Raw genomic sequence first — 15,240 nt, 5'->3', positions numbered from 1 at the left:
CCCGAAGGGGGCAGGCACGCCCCGCCTCGGCATCCGTCCTTTTGCAGTCCCATTGACGAACAATCCTCTCGCGACAGCGGTGCTCTACCGCTGATTGCCCAATCCGCAAGGAGTCTCACCATGACCAACGTCCGCATTTCGTACACCGCACCGTCCGCCATAGTGGCGAGCAGCGCTCCTCCAGAGATGGGAGGGCCAGACGATGGGCAGCCATGACGATCGCAGGTTGCAGGTGCTGTCGCGCGACCTGATCGTTCCCGACCAGAAGGAAACCCTGGATGGGTTTCGCGCCTTTGCGCTCAGGATGAAGCGCCATCTCAGACCGAACGCGACGCTCAGCTACAACATGCTCGAGACGACGAGCAGCCTGGCAAAACGATGTCATGCCCGCCGGTTGCGTGAAGCGGGCCTTACAAGGGTCAAGGAAGACCTGCGTAACGAGTTGATTGCGCTTGCCCGCTCCGGCGGCAAGTTGGTCGGTCCCACCTCTCTCGACGAGGTGGACATCCTGGCTGCGCGGCTGCACGCCGAGAGCCCGTGGATGTTTGCGCTCACCACGTTTCTCATGCGTCACATGCGCGGCTTCGTTCGGTCGGGCGGCGTCGGCCTTCACCTGCCGCCAATCATCCTCGCGGGGCCACCGGGCGTCGGCAAGTCCTGGTGGGCGCGCAGCGTCGCCGGGGCCGCGGGTCTTCCGCTGCGGCTGATCGACGTCGGCTCCGGGACCGCGGCGTTCCGCGTGGCCGGGACGGAGAAGGGGTGGGGAACCGCCCAACCAGGCTTGCCAGTGGAGTGCGTGCTGTCGGCGCATGTCGCCAACCCCGTCATGTTGGTCGACGAGATCGACAAGGCGGGAACAGTCTACAGCACGTCGGGCAGCCCCTCCAGCCTGACGACGGCGCTCCTGCAGTTCCTCGATCCCGGAACCGCACCGCGGTTCGAGTGCCCCTTCGCGCGTGTGACGTTCGACATGTCGCGTGTGATCTGGGTGCTGACGGCAAACGATCCGGATCGAATTCCTGCCCCGCTCCGCGACCGCTGCCGAGTATTCCATATGCCAGAGATCACATCCGACATGGCGATTCAGTTCTTCGACCGCATCGCGCAGGATATTGGTGACAACGATGGCCTCAAGGCCGAGGCCAGGGCTTTCGTTGCAGGTTCGGCCTCGGGACCGAACCGCCTGAGCCTGCGCCAGATCGGCCAGGTCGTCGAGATCCTGCGAAGTATCGACGACGGAGACATCCTGCAATGAGCGTGGGTAGTGCGTCTTGGTCGCCGCCGATCTGCACCTGGGCCGCTGGCTGGAAGCGGGGTGGGATCCGTTTGCGTCCCTAGATGAGCGGGAGTTCGCATTCCTCGACGCGCCGGTCGTCGCGCGCGATCACGATTGCAAATACAAGGCGCGCTCAGCTAACATGCTGGCGTGCCTTGATATTCAATCCCGACAGCAACACCGGCCGGCTGCCCCGACGAAGACCGGAAACTCAAGCCTCGGGCGATCCAAATACGGGTCTCGTATCAAGGTTGGGGTGTCTTTCATCAAGCGATGAAGCTTCGAGAGGGGTACGTCAAGTGCTCGGACAAATCCAACGGGTATCGTTTCAGCCCCCAAGCACCACGGCAGGGCGTTCCGGAAATTCTGGACCGCATATCATGCTTAAAGCCGCATCGAGGCGAAGATCCGCTGCCTCAAGATCGGCGGCGAGCGCATCATCGCACGCCCCCCGGCCGCAAAGGCGTCGAAGTCCGCATCCGCATCGCCCTCATCAACCGCTTCAGCGCTCTCGGCACCGCAAAGATCCTCCGCCTCGCTTGAGATCAAAGGGTATGCGCACGATACAGCTGCTGATGAAACCACCGCGCTCATAGGAAAGACTCTGCGCGACAGCATTTCTGTCTCCTTCAATTGAGACCGGTGCGATGATCGCTTCGCGCATGATGCCAACCCCCTTGGCTTCCGAGTTGGCCGCATCCCTTTCGGCGACGAGCTTCCCGGTGTGAATGAGAAGGGTGAGATCTCGGCCTGTCAGGCGCTCATTTCTGCAGCATATGGCCAACATGTCTTCATCTCCGATCTTCGGGATCACGCTCCAGTCCCGGAACTTGGCGCTCTCCCGGAAGGCCTCGAGATCGACCGCTGGAAATGCGCTGCCGAAGGCGCGCACCGCCGGATATGCTCACAATGCGGCGCAGGTTCCCAGGCTGAAATGAGGGCCAGGCGCCCCAGGGCCATCGTCAAACCCGCCGAGATAGAACACGTGCCCGCTGAAGGAGACGAAGCGTAGTTTTTCCGGCGCAAACTCGAAGCGACCGCCCAAACCACCTTCACAGACGATTATGAGATTGGAACCGTCGGGGCTGTAACAAATGTAGGAAAGGTCCATATCCCGGGCCGCTTCATCTGTCCGCTTGATCTGCTCAAGGCTGAAACTCGACAGCCTGTAAGTGCCGTCCTCCAGGGTCACCATCCATTTTTCGGGTGCGGGGCGACTGGTTTTCCAGCCTTGGTCCGCGCGCTCCAACCCGAGGTTCTCCTCATCGATGCAGAGCCAGCTTTCGGCCTTCGCGGGAACTGCCGCAAGCAAGGCGAGTGCTGCCGAGGCGCGCAATGCATTCAGGAACTTGCGCATTGTAATGAAAGGTCGGACCGTCATCGCCGCATCTCCACGTTCCGGTATGCCTGGTCTTGGGAAGGTGCCTTCGCGCCGCGCGCAGCTGGCCGTTGGCGTAATCAAAGTCATCCAAGTCTGAAAACACATCATCGACAGGGGCGGACCGAGTCAACTCCCCGCCCCGAAACCGGTCGACATCACCTGGCTCAGAAGTTCCCGGGCGTGTTGCCATCCAGGATCGGCTGGTAGGTGACGCTGCAGTAGTCCCCGCCGAGCTTCATGTAGACGATGCGGTTGCCGTGCTCCTTCGGCATCCAGACATGGTAGGAGGAGAGGCTGCCTTCGTCGGCGCTCTCCTCCTCACCGTAGGTCGCCCGCAGGCGCCCGAGCGCCTTTGCGCAATTGGCGCTGTCGGCGACCCGCAGCTGCACCTCGGCAAGGCCTTTCGCCCGGTCGTCACGCGCGAAGAGGAAAGCGGCGAGGGTCGCGATGCCGGCGGCGGTATAGTCCATCGCGTAGAGCGCTTCCTGGGATTCCGAGTCGAAACCCAGTTCCGGTGTCGCCGGGCGGATCCCGGCCAGCCCCTCGATCTCCCCGGCGCTCATGCCCCAGCGCGTGTTCTGCCAGTCGGCATGGGCGGGGCCGGCGAGCGTCGCGGAAAGGGCGAGGATTGCCGCGGGGGCGGCGGGGCAGGGGGTCTTCGGCATGGCTGGCTCCGGGTCCGGGAAAGGCGCGACATATGGGCCCGCGAATACGGCAAATCTTCGGCGGGTTGAACGAGATTCGCGCCGCCCAGGGCACTCTCGGCCGCCGAGCGCGCGGCGCTCCGGCGGCCGTCGGCTGGCCGAAGATGCTGACGCACCCTCGCGGGTACGTCGATCCGGCCCCAATCTTCGTGTTGCCGGGAAGCCATGACAACCATCAACATACTCTGTGCGACGATGGCAGGCTGGCTCTTGAGTGCGAAGCAGCCGAGAAAAGCTTCGTCCATAAGCGCGCGATTGGATCAAGGGCCTTTAGGGCTTCTTCCAGTTCGCTTCATACCTGAAGCCGAGTTCAAGGCCCGCAAGCCGTTGTCCGATTCACATCGACATCGGAGGTTGTACGACGCCCAGCTGCCGGATCCGGCCTCATCGAGCGATTTTCGCAGATCGTCGGCCGGTCTGGTCGGGTTAAATCCACCGATCACGCTAACCGTCGCCCCGGGAGTTGGACTGCGGCTACCGTTCGGGCTATGCGCCATCGCGATGATGCGCGTTCCTTTAAAAGACCCTGGCCTGAGGCACTGGCGAGTGCTTTCTTTGCGGCTGCCGAGCGATGGCGCCGCAAAGTACTTTTCGACGGACCGCGCATGCCGAAGCCGGCTTCGCAAGGTCCGGTGGCCAAACGGAGCGATCTGCCCTGATTGTGACTCAAGAAATGTCGGCCACCTGTCGAAGCGCCGAACATACTACTGCAGGGAATGCCAATACCAGTTCACTGTCACGTCGCGTACCGTTCTGCACAGGAGCCATATGGCGCTCCCAAAGTGGTTCGGCGCGGCAGAATTTATCGTTAAATATCAATCACGAAGCGGCGGCGTCGCCGGGCCCACAGCCGACTCCCTCAGCAGACATCTCGGCTGTCCCTACAAAACCGCATATCGCCTGAAACACCTGCTCCTTGAAAGCCTCGCCGGGCAGGACGGAGGACTCCTCGGGCAGTGCATCTCCACAAACCCCATGCCCTCCGAAGAGGAAATCAGGAACTTCGACGAGGCATGGTTTGATCAGTTCTTGGCCAAACATTTTTCATAACTTACGACAAACCTCATTGAGTAAAAGGGATAACCTGTCCACGCCCGCGAGGCATGGAGGTGTTCCAAGCCACGGTGCGGCTTGCTAATCTTCCATTCGCAGGACGCTGATCTTGGCAGGCGTTCCTGCGGTTACGGAAATGCGAAAAAGAAAGCTCGGCTTTCTTTGTTCAATATGTTGTTTTTGAACACAAATTGACTCCAGATCGACGGCATGCAATGTCGCCGGCCGGCCCAGCCGTGTCTGCGCGTGGCGTCGGTTTGGGTCAAAGATAGAGGAGCGCTAGAAAGGAGAGGAACGAAGACAACAGGCCAACAACCCAGTGCGCGACAGGCGCTGTACTACTGATCAAGCCCGCACGGGGATGATCGACATGCGCCAGTAAAGGCGTGTGGTCCCCGCAGCCACTCTTGCACCGAAACACGCCATCCGAACCCGGAACTCTGAGTCCGGGAATGAAGAACCCATGCCGACACTCAACGCCGGCAGACCATCGTGTCGGCGTCCCGCGAAACCATCCCCGCGCAACAACGCCTTGCGCAGCGGACTTTCACTCATCTCGGCAGGGCCATGCCCTGCGTAACGGAAACATCGACCTATGAAGAACACGAAGAAACACCTCAGGAAGACGCCGGCCAAGAGCCGTGCGGTACGTTCCATCCCGAAAGCCTCGAAGGGGCACTTCGTTGGCGAGTTGGTCTTCAACGGGGGCGATCAGCCCCAGCGCTTGGGCCTCGGCAGTCTCGGAGAACATAATGCCGCTCTCTGCTTTATCTACCGGCCCGATTTCCGCGACATTGAAGAACAGCTGGCCGCTCTGCCGTTCACCTTGCCCAACGGGAAGCCGAGCCGCCATTTCTTCGATTTTCGGGTCACCCAGAAGGGCGGCCGTCGGATTTGCGTCTCTGTGAAGCCCGAGAAAATTGCCGCGACCTATGCGTATCGGGCAATGATGGACGAGGTGAAGCGGGCGGCGATCGGCAACATCTGCGATGCAGTGGTGACCGTCACCGAACGCAACATTCACCCGGTTCAGCTTCACAACGCCAAGCTCTTCCACGCCGCGCGGGATCCCGAACCCGAGTTGGACGAGGTCGTGGTTGCCCACTTGAAAAAGGTGTCTAGGCCCATCTCCATCAACGAGTTCCTGTCTGGCACGGGCATCGGCGGTCGGGGTTTCTTCAGCGTCGCGCGCGCGATCCGGTTCGGATATGCGAGCCTTTTCACCCCTGAAAAGATCAGGGGCACGACGCTGATCGAAAGCAAGGTGGCCGCGTAATGGCGGCCCCCTTCAAGACGCAGGTAAAGGTTCTTCTGGAGAAGGACTGCGAGTTCCAGATCGGCATCCGGAAGGGCCGAGTGCTGGAATTGCGCAAGGAAGGTTACCTGACCTTCTGGGAGGAATGGTCGGATCCCGACACCGGCGAATGCCATGAAAGCACCGCTGGCCTCATTTCCTACGATGCGATCGTCACGGAAAACAACTACGGCAAACTCAAGATCCTGAAGCGACCCCTGGCCAGACCCTTGGACCCCAAGCAGGTGCGCCGCTGCGAGCGTGTCTCGGTGGAAATCGCGCGGATGCGGTTCAAGAAGCAGTATGTCTTCGCGATCCAGGAGATGCTGGACAAGGGGGAGCTCAAGCTTATCCGCGACGATTTCGACGCACATGTCATCAGTATCGTGGCTCAGGGCACGAAGCGGTATCACGAATATCTTGCCGCAAAATCAACTCGTGAATCGAAGCGCGGCGGCGCCAAAGTCAGAAAAAGCAGGAAAGAAATCGAACAGGCTGTCGAATTCCATCAGGGGTTCAAGAGCGGTCACACCTTTTGGAAATGGTATTGGCAGTGGCGCATCGACGGAGACGATGGCCTGTTCGACAGTTACCGCAACTGCGGGAAGTACAAGCGCTACAACGACGCGACAGAAGCGTTCGTCTGCAAGATCCTGGACAGGCTTTTTGATCAGGAGCGCGTAACGATCAAGTCGCTCGTCGAAAGCGTCCAAGCGGCGATAGACGCCGAGAATGAGCGCCGCGAAAGGCTGCCGGTTCCGGCGGCCAAGCTCAAGATGGTCGGCTATGACTACGTCTTGGGACACATCAAGGACCGGGCGCCCGTCGACCATGCCATCCGCAAGCATGGCTGGGACAAGGCCTACAAGGATCTGCACACCCTTGGAATGGGTATCGAGACTTCCCGGGCCCTCGAGCGCGTCGAAGCGGACGAATATACGGTCGACCTGTTCGTGCTCATGGAGAGTACGAGCCTTTTCGATCACCTGCCGGAGTCCATCAAGCGCATCCTTGAACTGGACGGTACGGCCCGCCGTGTCACGCTTTCCGCCGCCATTGACGTTCATACGCGATGCCTGCTGGCGCTTCAGATTGTGCCTCAGGCGGTCGAAAGTCCGCTCCGGCACACCCTCGAAATGATCTATACGGACAAGTCCCCAATCGCCGATGCGGCAGGGGCGAAGTTCAATTGGCCGATGGCCGGAGCGCCGGAAACGATCGTTCTGGATCGTGGCGCCCATTATATCGAGGACGACGCATACGATATCCTTGCGTATCTCGGTATCACCAACCTGGGCGCACCCGCCGGAAAACCTTGGCTCAAGCCTTTCATCGAGCGGGTTTTCAGAACGATCCACGACGACCTGCTCCTCCGGTTTTCCGGTCGCGCGTTCAGTAACGTGGTCGAAAGGGGCGAGAACGATGCAGAAGAACGCGCAACTTTGACACTGGAAGCCTTTCTGGGCTGGCTCGTACGCTGGACCGTAGATGCGTATCACACAAAGCGCCATCCCGCGCTTGGGATGTCGCCTGCTCAGGCATGGGCGAAAGCCGTAAGCGTCTGTGAGACACGCTACCTGACGAGCAATGAAATGCGGGAGGCCTTTGGCGTCCGGATGCGGAGGAAACTCAGCCGCAGCGGATTGCGTGTGGCCCATCTCGACTATCAGGCCGATGCGGTGATGGAAGAATTCCTCAAGTCTAGCGCATCTGATTTCGAGATCCTGCGCTGGGACGGCGACATCGGAACCATCAGCGTCAGGGCCGACGATGGCCCGTGGACGAGCGTCACGGCCTGCGACGAGATGTGGATTGGCAAAACCGATACGGATCTTCGGGTCTGGCTCAATGAGCGGTCGGCACAGGAAGAAGATGAACGTATCGCGCGTCGGAACTTCATCAACAATGTCAACTCGGAGTCCTACCGGTTGAAACGGCTGGCAGGGCTGATCCCCCTGCCCAAGACGCGTGCCGAGCTTGCCAAGGATATTGAGCGGTTGATGCGGCATGCCGATACGGCCGAGCGCCGTCATGCTGCCGGACGTTACCGCGATCTCTTGGCCGACCTCGATGATGACACGGATGTCGAAACCGAACAGCACGATCCGGCAAATGCGACCGAGTACACCGATCTCGACCGCGAAGATGATGATTTCGAAGAAGATTCAATGGAGTGAACATGAACGAAACGACGTCCATCCGCCCTTTCACGATCACCGAGAAACTCGACTGGCTGGAAAACCGGTATTGGAAATTCGGCCAGGACGACACCTTGGCAGACCATCTGCACGACCTCTATGAGGTCGATGACGAGGGGCAGATGACCGCGCAGCCGCGCCGCGACCCTCTCACCGGCGAGACCAAGGGTCTCATGGTCCTCGGCGGGTCTGGCAACGGCAAGACCGCGCTCCTCATGCGCACCCTGCGCGCGGATCCGGTCCTGACGGAATTCAAGGTCGACAAGCCTGGGAACACGCTGTTCATTACCGTGCCGCCGGAGGCCACGATCAAGAAGCTCGCCGAGATCATTCTCCAGCAGACGGGCTACGCGAAGGTCGACACGAAACTGCGAGCCGCGGATGCGTGGGAAATTGCGCGGCATCGCTTCGGCATGGTCGGGATCAATACGGTCGTGATCGACGAATGCCACCATATCCTTCGGTCCGGCCCTGGCCGCGATGTCCTGGCGGCGATCCAGTCGCTGAAGCACATCATGCAGTCCGAGCGTGGCGTGGCCCTTGTCATCGCCGGTGTTCCCAGCTTGCGGGATGCGATCCTGTCCGAACCTTCTGGCGAGACCTATCGCCGGTTCCGGGAGTTTCATCTTTCTAGGATCAGCCCGGGCAGCACCGCGGCCCGCCGGTTCGGCCAAAACTTCCTGAAATCGGCGGAGGTGCTCGGCGTGCAGGTTTGCGAAGAGGACGCCGTCGCGGAACGCATCCTGTTCGCTGAACATGGTCAGGTGGGTCGCAGCGTGGCCTTGGGAAAGGAGATCTTGCGGGACGCGGTGACCCGGAAGCGTGAGGTGCTTTCTCTCGAATTTTCCGAGCGGGTGTTCCAGAAATCCAATCCCAATTTCGGCATGACCCCGTTCCATCCCGGCGCGTGGGTGGCGGTCAAGAAAGAGCTCGAAGCCATTGGGTGGGGGGCGTGATGGTGCTGCGCCCCCACCTTCTTCTTGATCCTGAAGAGACGCTCTTGTCCTACACGGACCGGCTGTCTCTTATGCATACCGGTCGCGGCATGGAACGCCTTCTTGCGGATCTTGGCATTCACAAGGAACACTTCGTCTCGGGGCGGGCGGACGCGGTCGCAATCCTGGCGGAAGCGACGGGGCATGCCGTCGAGGACTTGCAGCGCCACGCCATTCGGGTGTTCCAGCGTGGCGCATCGTTCCGTGGGGAGGATATCTCCAAGTCTTTCCTTTCCCCGCGTGCGGCCCGCTATTGCCCTGCCTGCCTTGCAGCTGACGGTACCAAGGAAGAACGCCGTCACCGTCTTTTGTGGGGCTTCCGGCACGTCAACCGGTGCCACAAGCATGGCCTGTTGCTTGCCGAAACTCCGATGAAGGATGCGACCAATCTGCGGATCGCGCTTGGCAACTCACCGCTGGCGCAGGCCAAGGCCGCCGATTGCGAGACGCTGGAGTATCTCGACTGGATTCGGGAACGCGTCCATAGCGAGCCGTGGGCCCACGATCCCTGGCTGGATGGGCAGACCACCGAGCAGGTTCTTGCGGCCTCGGAAATGCTTGGGGCGATCCTTGAGCATGGCCATTGGGTTGCGGTGACGAAGCTTACCCCTGCTCAGACTGAAGAAGCGACCGACATCGGCTTCACGATCTATCGGGAGGGGCGGCAGGCGATCGAAGAAGCGTTGGACACCATCCGCCAGACCTCCCCTGCAACGGCCGTTCAGGCCGGTCCTCTGGCCTACTATGGCAAGTTGTTCGATTGGCTGGATCGCCGGAGTAACGCCATCGATCCCGGACCGATCCGTGACATCCTGCGCGATCATATCGTGAAGCATTCCGCAGTGGAGCCGGGCACCACTGTGTTGGGTGTCGAAATCACCGAGAGGCGGTTTTACACGATTTACAGCCTGTCCGCCGAAGTCGGAATTGATCGCCCTCGTCTGTCGAGGCTGCTCAAGAAGCTTGGGCAGGTGCCCGAGAATGCGACCGAACTTGAAAGCGGCAACATGGTGTTCGAGGCCGCCACGACCGTGCCCTTGGTCAAAGCCTTCAACACTGCCGTGCCGCTTCACGACGTTCCCGAATATCTCGGGGCCAGCAAGCGGCAGGTCGAAATCCTCTATCGCGCCGGCATCGTGAAGCCGCTCGTACCTCGGGCTGGCCGCGGGTCTGTCCGGCACGTCGTCTTCGCCAGGAATCACCTCGATGACCTTCTGCGGAGGTTGAACGCCATCCCTGAACTCGACGAGGTATCCGGTGCCAACCTTCAGCCGATCGCCGATGCCTGCCAGCGCGGCGCCGGACCCTTCGGAGGGGTTTTCGCAGATGCATTGGCCGGGCGGATTACGTGCCGCCGGCATCCCGGGAAGTCAGGGATTGGGTCAATCTACGTCGACCTGAACTCCATCATCAGGATGAAAATGTCGACTTGATCCGGCGCGAAATCACCCGAAAACCAGCCCGCTGATGCGGGCTTTTTTGTTGTCTTTTCTTGGGATTCGCGGGATCTTGCCCCGATTTTCGCGGGATCTTTGCTCCCGCTCCAAGCCAGCCAAAAATAAGGCATTGTTATTACTTGTCTTTTCGAGCTCTTCCGAGTCAACTTTGCCCAGATTTACAATTTGTGAATCGCACTCAAGTTACTGCGAAATCGCAGTCGAGATCCGGCGAAGCCGCTTGACTGATCAATATGTGGCGCGCTTTGAAGCGCAGCATCAATATCTAGCGAATCCGTAGGTCCAGCGGTCCGGCTTGCGCCTCCCCGGGCCTTGAAGCCGGCGGACGACAAGAGGAGCGTGGAACAAACCTCTGCTTGCGGACGCGGAACTCCCCCTCGATGACGGGCGAGCCCCGCTAGCGTTTGCAGACCTCATTCTATCCACCTGAGCGCCGAGCTCACACCGAAGGGCGGCCCGTGATTTCCGCGCTGTAAGTCCGCAAGTTAGAGGCCCGCACAATTTGTTCTCCGTGCGGCCAAACAAACGGTGGGCGCCTGTCAAAGGCGATCGCGATTTGTGGATGCGGGCATAAATCTGCCAAACGGGCGGTCATCTCTGCCAAAAAAACCGGGAAAACTTGCCAGGGCTGAACGCAGACGGTTTGCGCGGGCGGTTGGCAGCACCGCGCAGAGCGCGTCGGCGATGTCGATGTCAAATCCCTGTGGTTCTCCTGCAGGGGAGTACTCAAGGAAAGGCGGATATACCCCCGGTTATGACACGCAGACGCTCTTGCGCCCCCGCCACTCCTGTCAGCAGCAGGCTAGCCAGCGAAGCAATTAGGATTTCCAGAAGTCCTGACAGGATCAGGCTGGGATACGCACTCGCCGCGGGTCGGGGCTTGCTGTTTTCGGCGTCTGCGTACCGCCGCGACAACATCGTTGACTTCCTATCCACAACGATCTGCGAGATGCCAGCCGCGGGACACTGGCTCCAACAAACCTTGACGATACTCATATCATTTTCTTGCGTGGCAGTAATCCGATTCCGTTTTCCCGCGGCGATACGATCGCGATGCCTTCGGGCATCTCAGCCACGCCCAATCAAACCGATACGCCTGGATCCCCAACCAGAAAACGGCGCTGCATTCTCAGCACCCTCCGGTCCCATCCGACGCGGCTTGTGCGACCCGCCGGCATAATCTTGGCTGCGAAGCGTCGATTCCTGAAACAATTGCAACAGAATTGGTCCGATTTTGAAATCAAGCAGAAAGGGGGCGGGTGCAGCCTTACACGATCAGGAACCGGCACATGGTTCCAAGGCATTCGATGGAGAAAGCAATGAAGACCATCCTTTTTTCCGCCTGTGTAATCGGACTAGCCTCGACCGCCCTCGCCGAAGGCGGTTCTTCAGCGGTTGATGGCGCGTCGCGATATTTCGAGAACGTTTCCGCGAGCTTCGCGCGTGCCGGAATTGTGCCGGACCGCGCTGCAAGCGACAGCGCCGTCTATCGCGATCTTGTCATCGCAAGCTTCGCTCGGGCCGGAATGGTGGCGGATGATCCGGCGCCGGCCGGGGGGGCGCAATACTATGCTGACCTGATCGCCGCAAGCTTTGAACGTGCTGGCATGCCGGTCGCTGGGTGGATGTCCAGGCCGGGTCAGGACGTCGTGGCGGCGAAACACTACAACGCGCAGGTTGATGCGAGCTTCCTGCGCGCAAACATGTCGCCGCCGCGGGCGACGTCGGCGCTGAGCTACCTCGAGGCCGTCGACGAGAGCTTTGCGCGTGCGGGCATGCCGGTGCATATCGAGATTACAGGCATGATCACCGCGCTTTGGTAGAGCTCAATCGATCGACCGCCAGCGCAGTCGATGCTGCGGCTGCGCTGACGAGGGACACCCATCATCGACGCCGAGACCGGCAACTGTTGACATTTGCGAGGAATGCAATTGCTGAAGCGCGGTCCATCGAAGGTGACGTTCCGTCGCACCCGATGGGCGTTGTTGCGCAACACAGCCTCATGGGACGGAAAGTTACGCATTGTATCAGGTGCCTGAAGGAAAGTTTCTCCGCGGGACTGGCATTCTGGACGTTCCACTCCCATCTTGATTGCAACGGCGGGGTATCTCTTCGCCGGATTAGGAACTTCCGCACATGAGGGCCAAGAATGCGACTGTTGCCGCAGGGGCGACTGACATAGACGTTTCACATCGATTCCCGACAACCGACTTGGCCCGCGAGACCCGTACGCGGCGTCCTGCACCGAGGGATCGAGTTGCTGGCAAGATTCCGCGCGGCGGATACGCGTGGCCCGAGTTCTTCGTCCGTCTAGGAAATGGAACGTTGGACGCGCCCAGCGTTTCTCCGGCAAAGCCCATTCAAGAGTAAACCCTCGTGTCAGTTGATACCGTTGCCGGCAGATCGGCGCGGGTTCCCGTGTGAATTGGCCGAAAACGGCGATACATCGTTGCCGGTCGTCGGCACCGGTCATCAAAGAGTAGCCGGGAGGTAAAACGGCGAGGTCAGCCTCGCCGTTTTGCTGGGCAAGATGTAGATCCAAGGAGGAAACAGAACATGGGTTACTCGGTCCCCAAACCGCCGCTAAACCTCGCCGAATTCCTCAGCCAGAAAGGCACTCCTTACCACGTCCGAAAGGCCAGCTGGAGAAAGCTGTCGACTGCCACCAAACCAGAAAAATCCGACACACGTTCCGCGCCACCAGCCAAGCCCGATGTGAGTTGAGCGTTGGCGTTAAATTAAATCCACAAATAGTTCTCAACGCGATCAAGGGCTAACGCGATAACTGACGATCTCAGAGACAATTTACTCGCAAATTACCGGCTTCCGACCTATATAGATTACGCATCTCTTGTTTTCGGACCTGTTCCTACTTGGCTCAGCTTTCGATCTTCAGCTTTGCCGGGCCGCTGCGCTGTGTGAGCGGCACTATACAAGGAATATCACGATGGCCAACGGCACCGTGAAATGGTTCAATCAAGGCAAAGGTTTCGGTTTCATCGCGCCTGAATCTGGCGACAGGGACGTGTTTGTCCATAGCTCTGCGCTCGAACGCGCGGGTATCCAGAGGCTGGATGACGGCCAGGCAGTCACGTTTGATATCGAGGCCGGGCGCGACGGCCGGCAGTCGGCGACAAATCTCGCGCTCGCTTAAGACTCTGCCGAATTAACCTCGGATGCGGGAATGGCTTTGAGCCGTTCTCGCATCTTCTATTTGAATCGGTATCTCCGCCGGGGGGCGTTTTCCTTATGGAAGAAGAAAATCTTGATAGAAATAAACTGGGGTAAGCCCCTTACTTTCGTTGTCACCGCCGAAGGTGACGCCCAAAAGTTCAGCACAATCGAGCAAGCATCGTATTGGCTTCAAAACAAGTGGCCGATTTCTGATGATGCCCGGCATCGCGCGCTCGACCAGCTAGATGCCGCCATGCACCGTCTCGCAACAGTTGGGTCTGCCCGACGGGCCTTCATCTTGGCAGCCAAGACCGCTGGGTTCGTGCCCGAGACACTGGTCGCTTAAGCCGCGTTCTTTGTCGATCGCCTAAGCCTGTCTTCCTCGCTTTCGGCAAATTCCTGTGCTCGCGTCACTACACCCGTCAGCAACCCCAAATCGCGAGTGCGACCGAGAGATGGCGACGCCCGAGCATATGGTTTCGGCCCCTTCGGAGAATGTCGGAACTATACGCAAAGAGGACGGACACGGTTTGCAGACATGTCCCCAACAATCAACGGTGGGGTGATTGCTCCCGATCAATTAGGGGGGCAATTTTTGTGGCCTGTTGGCGTTGGACCGGTGCGGACACTTCGCGGCCATAAACCGCAACATTCTATCGCCGCGTCCAAGGCCATGCGGAATCGGAATGGCGGTCAGAATGGGGGATTGCGCATATCCACCCATAGCCAAGCTATTGAGTTTAATAGTGATATTTGGATGATATGGCGGTGCTGGCAGACGAATGCGAACCAGTCTCCACAAGGACAGGATAACTTTCCCTTATCCCGCGCAGAGACCACGCCACTCGGCAAGAGCGGCGGCACGATTTCGTTTGAAACTGGCTCGTGCGTGGAGGCTGCGTTCCGTGTTGAAGAGGTTGTAGACCGAGGCGTGGACGGAGGCGAATTTCTGGAGCGTTCGCATCTGCCGGAAGCGGAGCATCGCCCGCTCCCGCCTTCGAAATGGCTGGTGCGAGTTCTCCGCTCGGTTGTTCATCCACCGGCGGGTTTGCTGGCGATCGACAATGCCGAGTACACCGAGCGCGGCGCCATAAGAGCGCAGACGGTCAGTCACGAGTTCGTCGGCTCTACCGTGCCGCTTCAGTGATTTCCGCAAGAATTTCAGGGCGGCGTTCTTGTCACGCTTCTTGGTCACGAAGCTCTCGAGCACCTCACCTTCATGATCGACCGCTCGCCACAGGTAGTGAAGTTCACCGTTGATCCTCACGAACACCTCGTCGAGATGCCAGCGCCATCGGCTCGAGCGCATGCCCTCGACGCGCCGTTTGCGGATCTCTGCCGCGAACATCGGGCCGAACCGATGCCACCAATACCGGACCGTCTCGTGGCAGATGTCGATGCCCCGCTCGTGCAGCAGTTCCTCGACATTGCGAAGTGACAGAGGGAAACGAATGTACATCATCACGGCCAGCCGGATGATCTCCGGCGACGTCTTGAAGTGGCGGAAAGGGGATCGCTGGGCCATGGTCGGAGGCTAGCCGCCCGCCTGCCCCGCCTCAACCCAAGTTCTTCTGACAACGCCCCGTCGAGTGTTGTCGCGGCACGAGGCCGAGCCAGGCGGCGAAGTCACGACCGCGGCGGAATGTCTCTGCTGGCGGGGCCAACACCGCGATGGCGGTGGCGATCAGGGGCCCGATGCCGGGCACCG

14 protein-coding genes and 3 pseudogenes are annotated in these 15,240 nt (G+C 59.9%); 12 read left to right on the top strand and 5 right to left on the bottom strand.

Annotation, left to right across the window (positions count from 1 at the left end):
* Positions 1-202: 202 nt before the first annotated feature.
* The 3 genes and pseudogenes from OEZ60_RS07380 to OEZ60_RS07370 all read left to right on the top strand — a co-directional run.
* Positions 203-1,255, top strand: a complete 1,053-nt coding sequence (locus tag OEZ60_RS07380) for an AAA family ATPase (protein WP_263334666.1) — start codon at positions 203-205, stop codon at positions 1,253-1,255.
* Between the two features lie 16 nt (positions 1,256-1,271).
* Positions 1,272-1,553, top strand: a complete 282-nt coding sequence (locus OEZ60_RS07375) for a hypothetical protein (RefSeq protein ID WP_263334664.1) — start codon at positions 1,272-1,274, stop codon at positions 1,551-1,553.
* Between the two features lie 54 nt (positions 1,554-1,607).
* A pseudogene (locus OEZ60_RS07370) lies at positions 1,608-1,819 on the top strand (IS5/IS1182 family transposase); the annotation flags it as partial.
* Here OEZ60_RS07370 and OEZ60_RS07365 read toward each other — a convergent pair.
* The 3 genes from OEZ60_RS07365 to OEZ60_RS07355 all read right to left on the bottom strand — a co-directional run bounded on the left by OEZ60_RS07365 (position 1,779) and on the right by OEZ60_RS07355 (position 3,322).
* Positions 1,779-2,168, bottom strand: coding sequence for a hypothetical protein (locus tag OEZ60_RS07365; protein ID WP_263334662.1), 390 nt, complete (start codon positions 2,166-2,168; stop codon positions 1,779-1,781). The pseudogene OEZ60_RS07370 and the gene OEZ60_RS07365 sit on opposite strands and share 41 nt — an antisense overlap.
* A gap of 12 nt (positions 2,169-2,180) precedes the next feature.
* Positions 2,181-2,633, bottom strand: a complete 453-nt coding sequence (locus OEZ60_RS07360) for a hypothetical protein (protein WP_263334661.1) — start codon at positions 2,631-2,633, stop codon at positions 2,181-2,183.
* 188 nt (positions 2,634-2,821) lie between these two features.
* Positions 2,822-3,322, bottom strand: coding sequence for a hypothetical protein (locus tag OEZ60_RS07355; protein ID WP_263334659.1), 501 nt, complete (start codon positions 3,320-3,322; stop codon positions 2,822-2,824).
* A gap of 204 nt (positions 3,323-3,526) precedes the next feature.
* Between OEZ60_RS07355 and OEZ60_RS22265 the strand changes: the two are divergent.
* The 9 genes and pseudogenes from OEZ60_RS22265 to OEZ60_RS07315 all read left to right on the top strand — a co-directional run.
* Positions 3,527-4,078, top strand: a pseudogene (locus OEZ60_RS22265) (transposase); the annotation flags it as partial.
* A 51-nt stretch (positions 4,079-4,129) separates the two neighbouring features.
* Positions 4,130-4,411: a hypothetical protein gene (locus OEZ60_RS07350; protein WP_263334658.1), complete on the top strand. Its 282-nt coding sequence runs from the start codon at positions 4,130-4,132 to the stop codon at positions 4,409-4,411.
* A gap of 598 nt (positions 4,412-5,009) precedes the next feature.
* The gene (locus OEZ60_RS07345) at positions 5,010-5,690 is read left to right on the top strand and encodes a PDDEXK family nuclease (RefSeq protein WP_263334656.1); all 681 of its coding nucleotides are present in this window, start codon (positions 5,010-5,012) and stop codon (positions 5,688-5,690) included.
* Positions 5,690-7,885, top strand: a complete 2,196-nt coding sequence (locus OEZ60_RS07340; RefSeq protein WP_263334654.1) for a hypothetical protein — start codon at positions 5,690-5,692, stop codon at positions 7,883-7,885. Before OEZ60_RS07345 ends, OEZ60_RS07340 begins: the two co-directional genes overlap by 1 nt.
* A 2-nt stretch (positions 7,886-7,887) precedes the next feature.
* A complete protein-coding gene (locus OEZ60_RS07335; RefSeq protein ID WP_263334653.1) occupies positions 7,888-8,862 on the top strand; it encodes a TniB family NTP-binding protein in 975 nt (324 codons plus the stop codon).
* Entirely contained in the window at positions 8,862-10,334 is a 1,473-nt protein-coding gene (locus tag OEZ60_RS07330) for a TniQ family protein (RefSeq protein ID WP_263334651.1), read from the top strand. The genes OEZ60_RS07335 and OEZ60_RS07330 overlap by 1 nt, the downstream gene beginning before the upstream one ends.
* 1,343 nt (positions 10,335-11,677) lie before the next feature.
* Positions 11,678-12,181, top strand: coding sequence for a hypothetical protein (locus OEZ60_RS07325; RefSeq protein ID WP_263334649.1), 504 nt, complete (start codon positions 11,678-11,680; stop codon positions 12,179-12,181).
* Positions 12,182-13,305: 1,124 nt separating this feature from the next.
* Positions 13,306-13,512, top strand: a complete 207-nt coding sequence (locus OEZ60_RS07320) for a cold-shock protein (protein WP_263334647.1) — start codon at positions 13,306-13,308, stop codon at positions 13,510-13,512.
* A gap of 30 nt (positions 13,513-13,542) precedes the next feature.
* Positions 13,543-13,878: a DUF982 domain-containing protein gene (locus tag OEZ60_RS07315; RefSeq protein ID WP_263334645.1), complete on the top strand. Its 336-nt coding sequence runs from the start codon at positions 13,543-13,545 to the stop codon at positions 13,876-13,878.
* A gap of 474 nt (positions 13,879-14,352) precedes the next feature.
* Here OEZ60_RS07315 and OEZ60_RS07310 read toward each other — a convergent pair whose 3' ends face one another.
* Positions 14,353-15,057, bottom strand: coding sequence for an IS6 family transposase (locus OEZ60_RS07310; RefSeq protein WP_263334643.1), 705 nt, complete (start codon positions 15,055-15,057; stop codon positions 14,353-14,355).
* A 55-nt stretch (positions 15,058-15,112) separates the two neighbouring features.
* Positions 15,113-15,240, bottom strand: a pseudogene (locus OEZ60_RS07305) (transposase); the annotation flags it as partial.

Origin of the sequence: Albidovulum salinarum (assembly GCF_025673475.1) — a bacterium.
In the GTDB taxonomy this organism is placed as follows: domain Bacteria; phylum Pseudomonadota; class Alphaproteobacteria; order Rhodobacterales; family Rhodobacteraceae; genus Albidovulum; species Albidovulum salinarum.
Note: the sequence above shows the minus strand (reverse complement) of the source record. Positions and strands in the feature narration are given on the sequence as shown.

Excerpts from the sequence above, each read along its gene's own strand:
- OEZ60_RS07380 (WP_263334666.1), top strand. The coding sequence starts at position 203 with ATGGGCAGCCATGACGATCGCAGGTTGCAGGTGCTGTCGCGCGACCTG.
- OEZ60_RS07360 (WP_263334661.1), bottom strand. The coding sequence starts at position 2,633 with ATGCGCAAGTTCCTGAATGCATTGCGCGCCTCGGCAGCACTCGCCTTG.
- OEZ60_RS07355 (WP_263334659.1), bottom strand. The coding sequence starts at position 3,322 with ATGCCGAAGACCCCCTGCCCCGCCGCCCCCGCGGCAATCCTCGCCCTT.
- OEZ60_RS07350 (WP_263334658.1), top strand. The coding sequence starts at position 4,130 with ATGGCGCTCCCAAAGTGGTTCGGCGCGGCAGAATTTATCGTTAAATAT.
- OEZ60_RS07345 (WP_263334656.1), top strand. The coding sequence starts at position 5,010 with ATGAAGAACACGAAGAAACACCTCAGGAAGACGCCGGCCAAGAGCCGT.
- OEZ60_RS07340 (WP_263334654.1), top strand. The coding sequence starts at position 5,690 with ATGGCGGCCCCCTTCAAGACGCAGGTAAAGGTTCTTCTGGAGAAGGAC.
- OEZ60_RS07335 (WP_263334653.1), top strand. The coding sequence starts at position 7,888 with ATGAACGAAACGACGTCCATCCGCCCTTTCACGATCACCGAGAAACTC.
- OEZ60_RS07330 (WP_263334651.1), top strand. The coding sequence starts at position 8,862 with ATGGTGCTGCGCCCCCACCTTCTTCTTGATCCTGAAGAGACGCTCTTG.
- OEZ60_RS07325 (WP_263334649.1), top strand. The coding sequence starts at position 11,678 with ATGAAGACCATCCTTTTTTCCGCCTGTGTAATCGGACTAGCCTCGACC.
- OEZ60_RS07320 (WP_263334647.1), top strand. The coding sequence starts at position 13,306 with ATGGCCAACGGCACCGTGAAATGGTTCAATCAAGGCAAAGGTTTCGGT.
- OEZ60_RS07315 (WP_263334645.1), top strand. The coding sequence starts at position 13,543 with ATGGCTTTGAGCCGTTCTCGCATCTTCTATTTGAATCGGTATCTCCGC.
- OEZ60_RS07310 (WP_263334643.1), bottom strand. The coding sequence starts at position 15,057 with ATGGCCCAGCGATCCCCTTTCCGCCACTTCAAGACGTCGCCGGAGATC.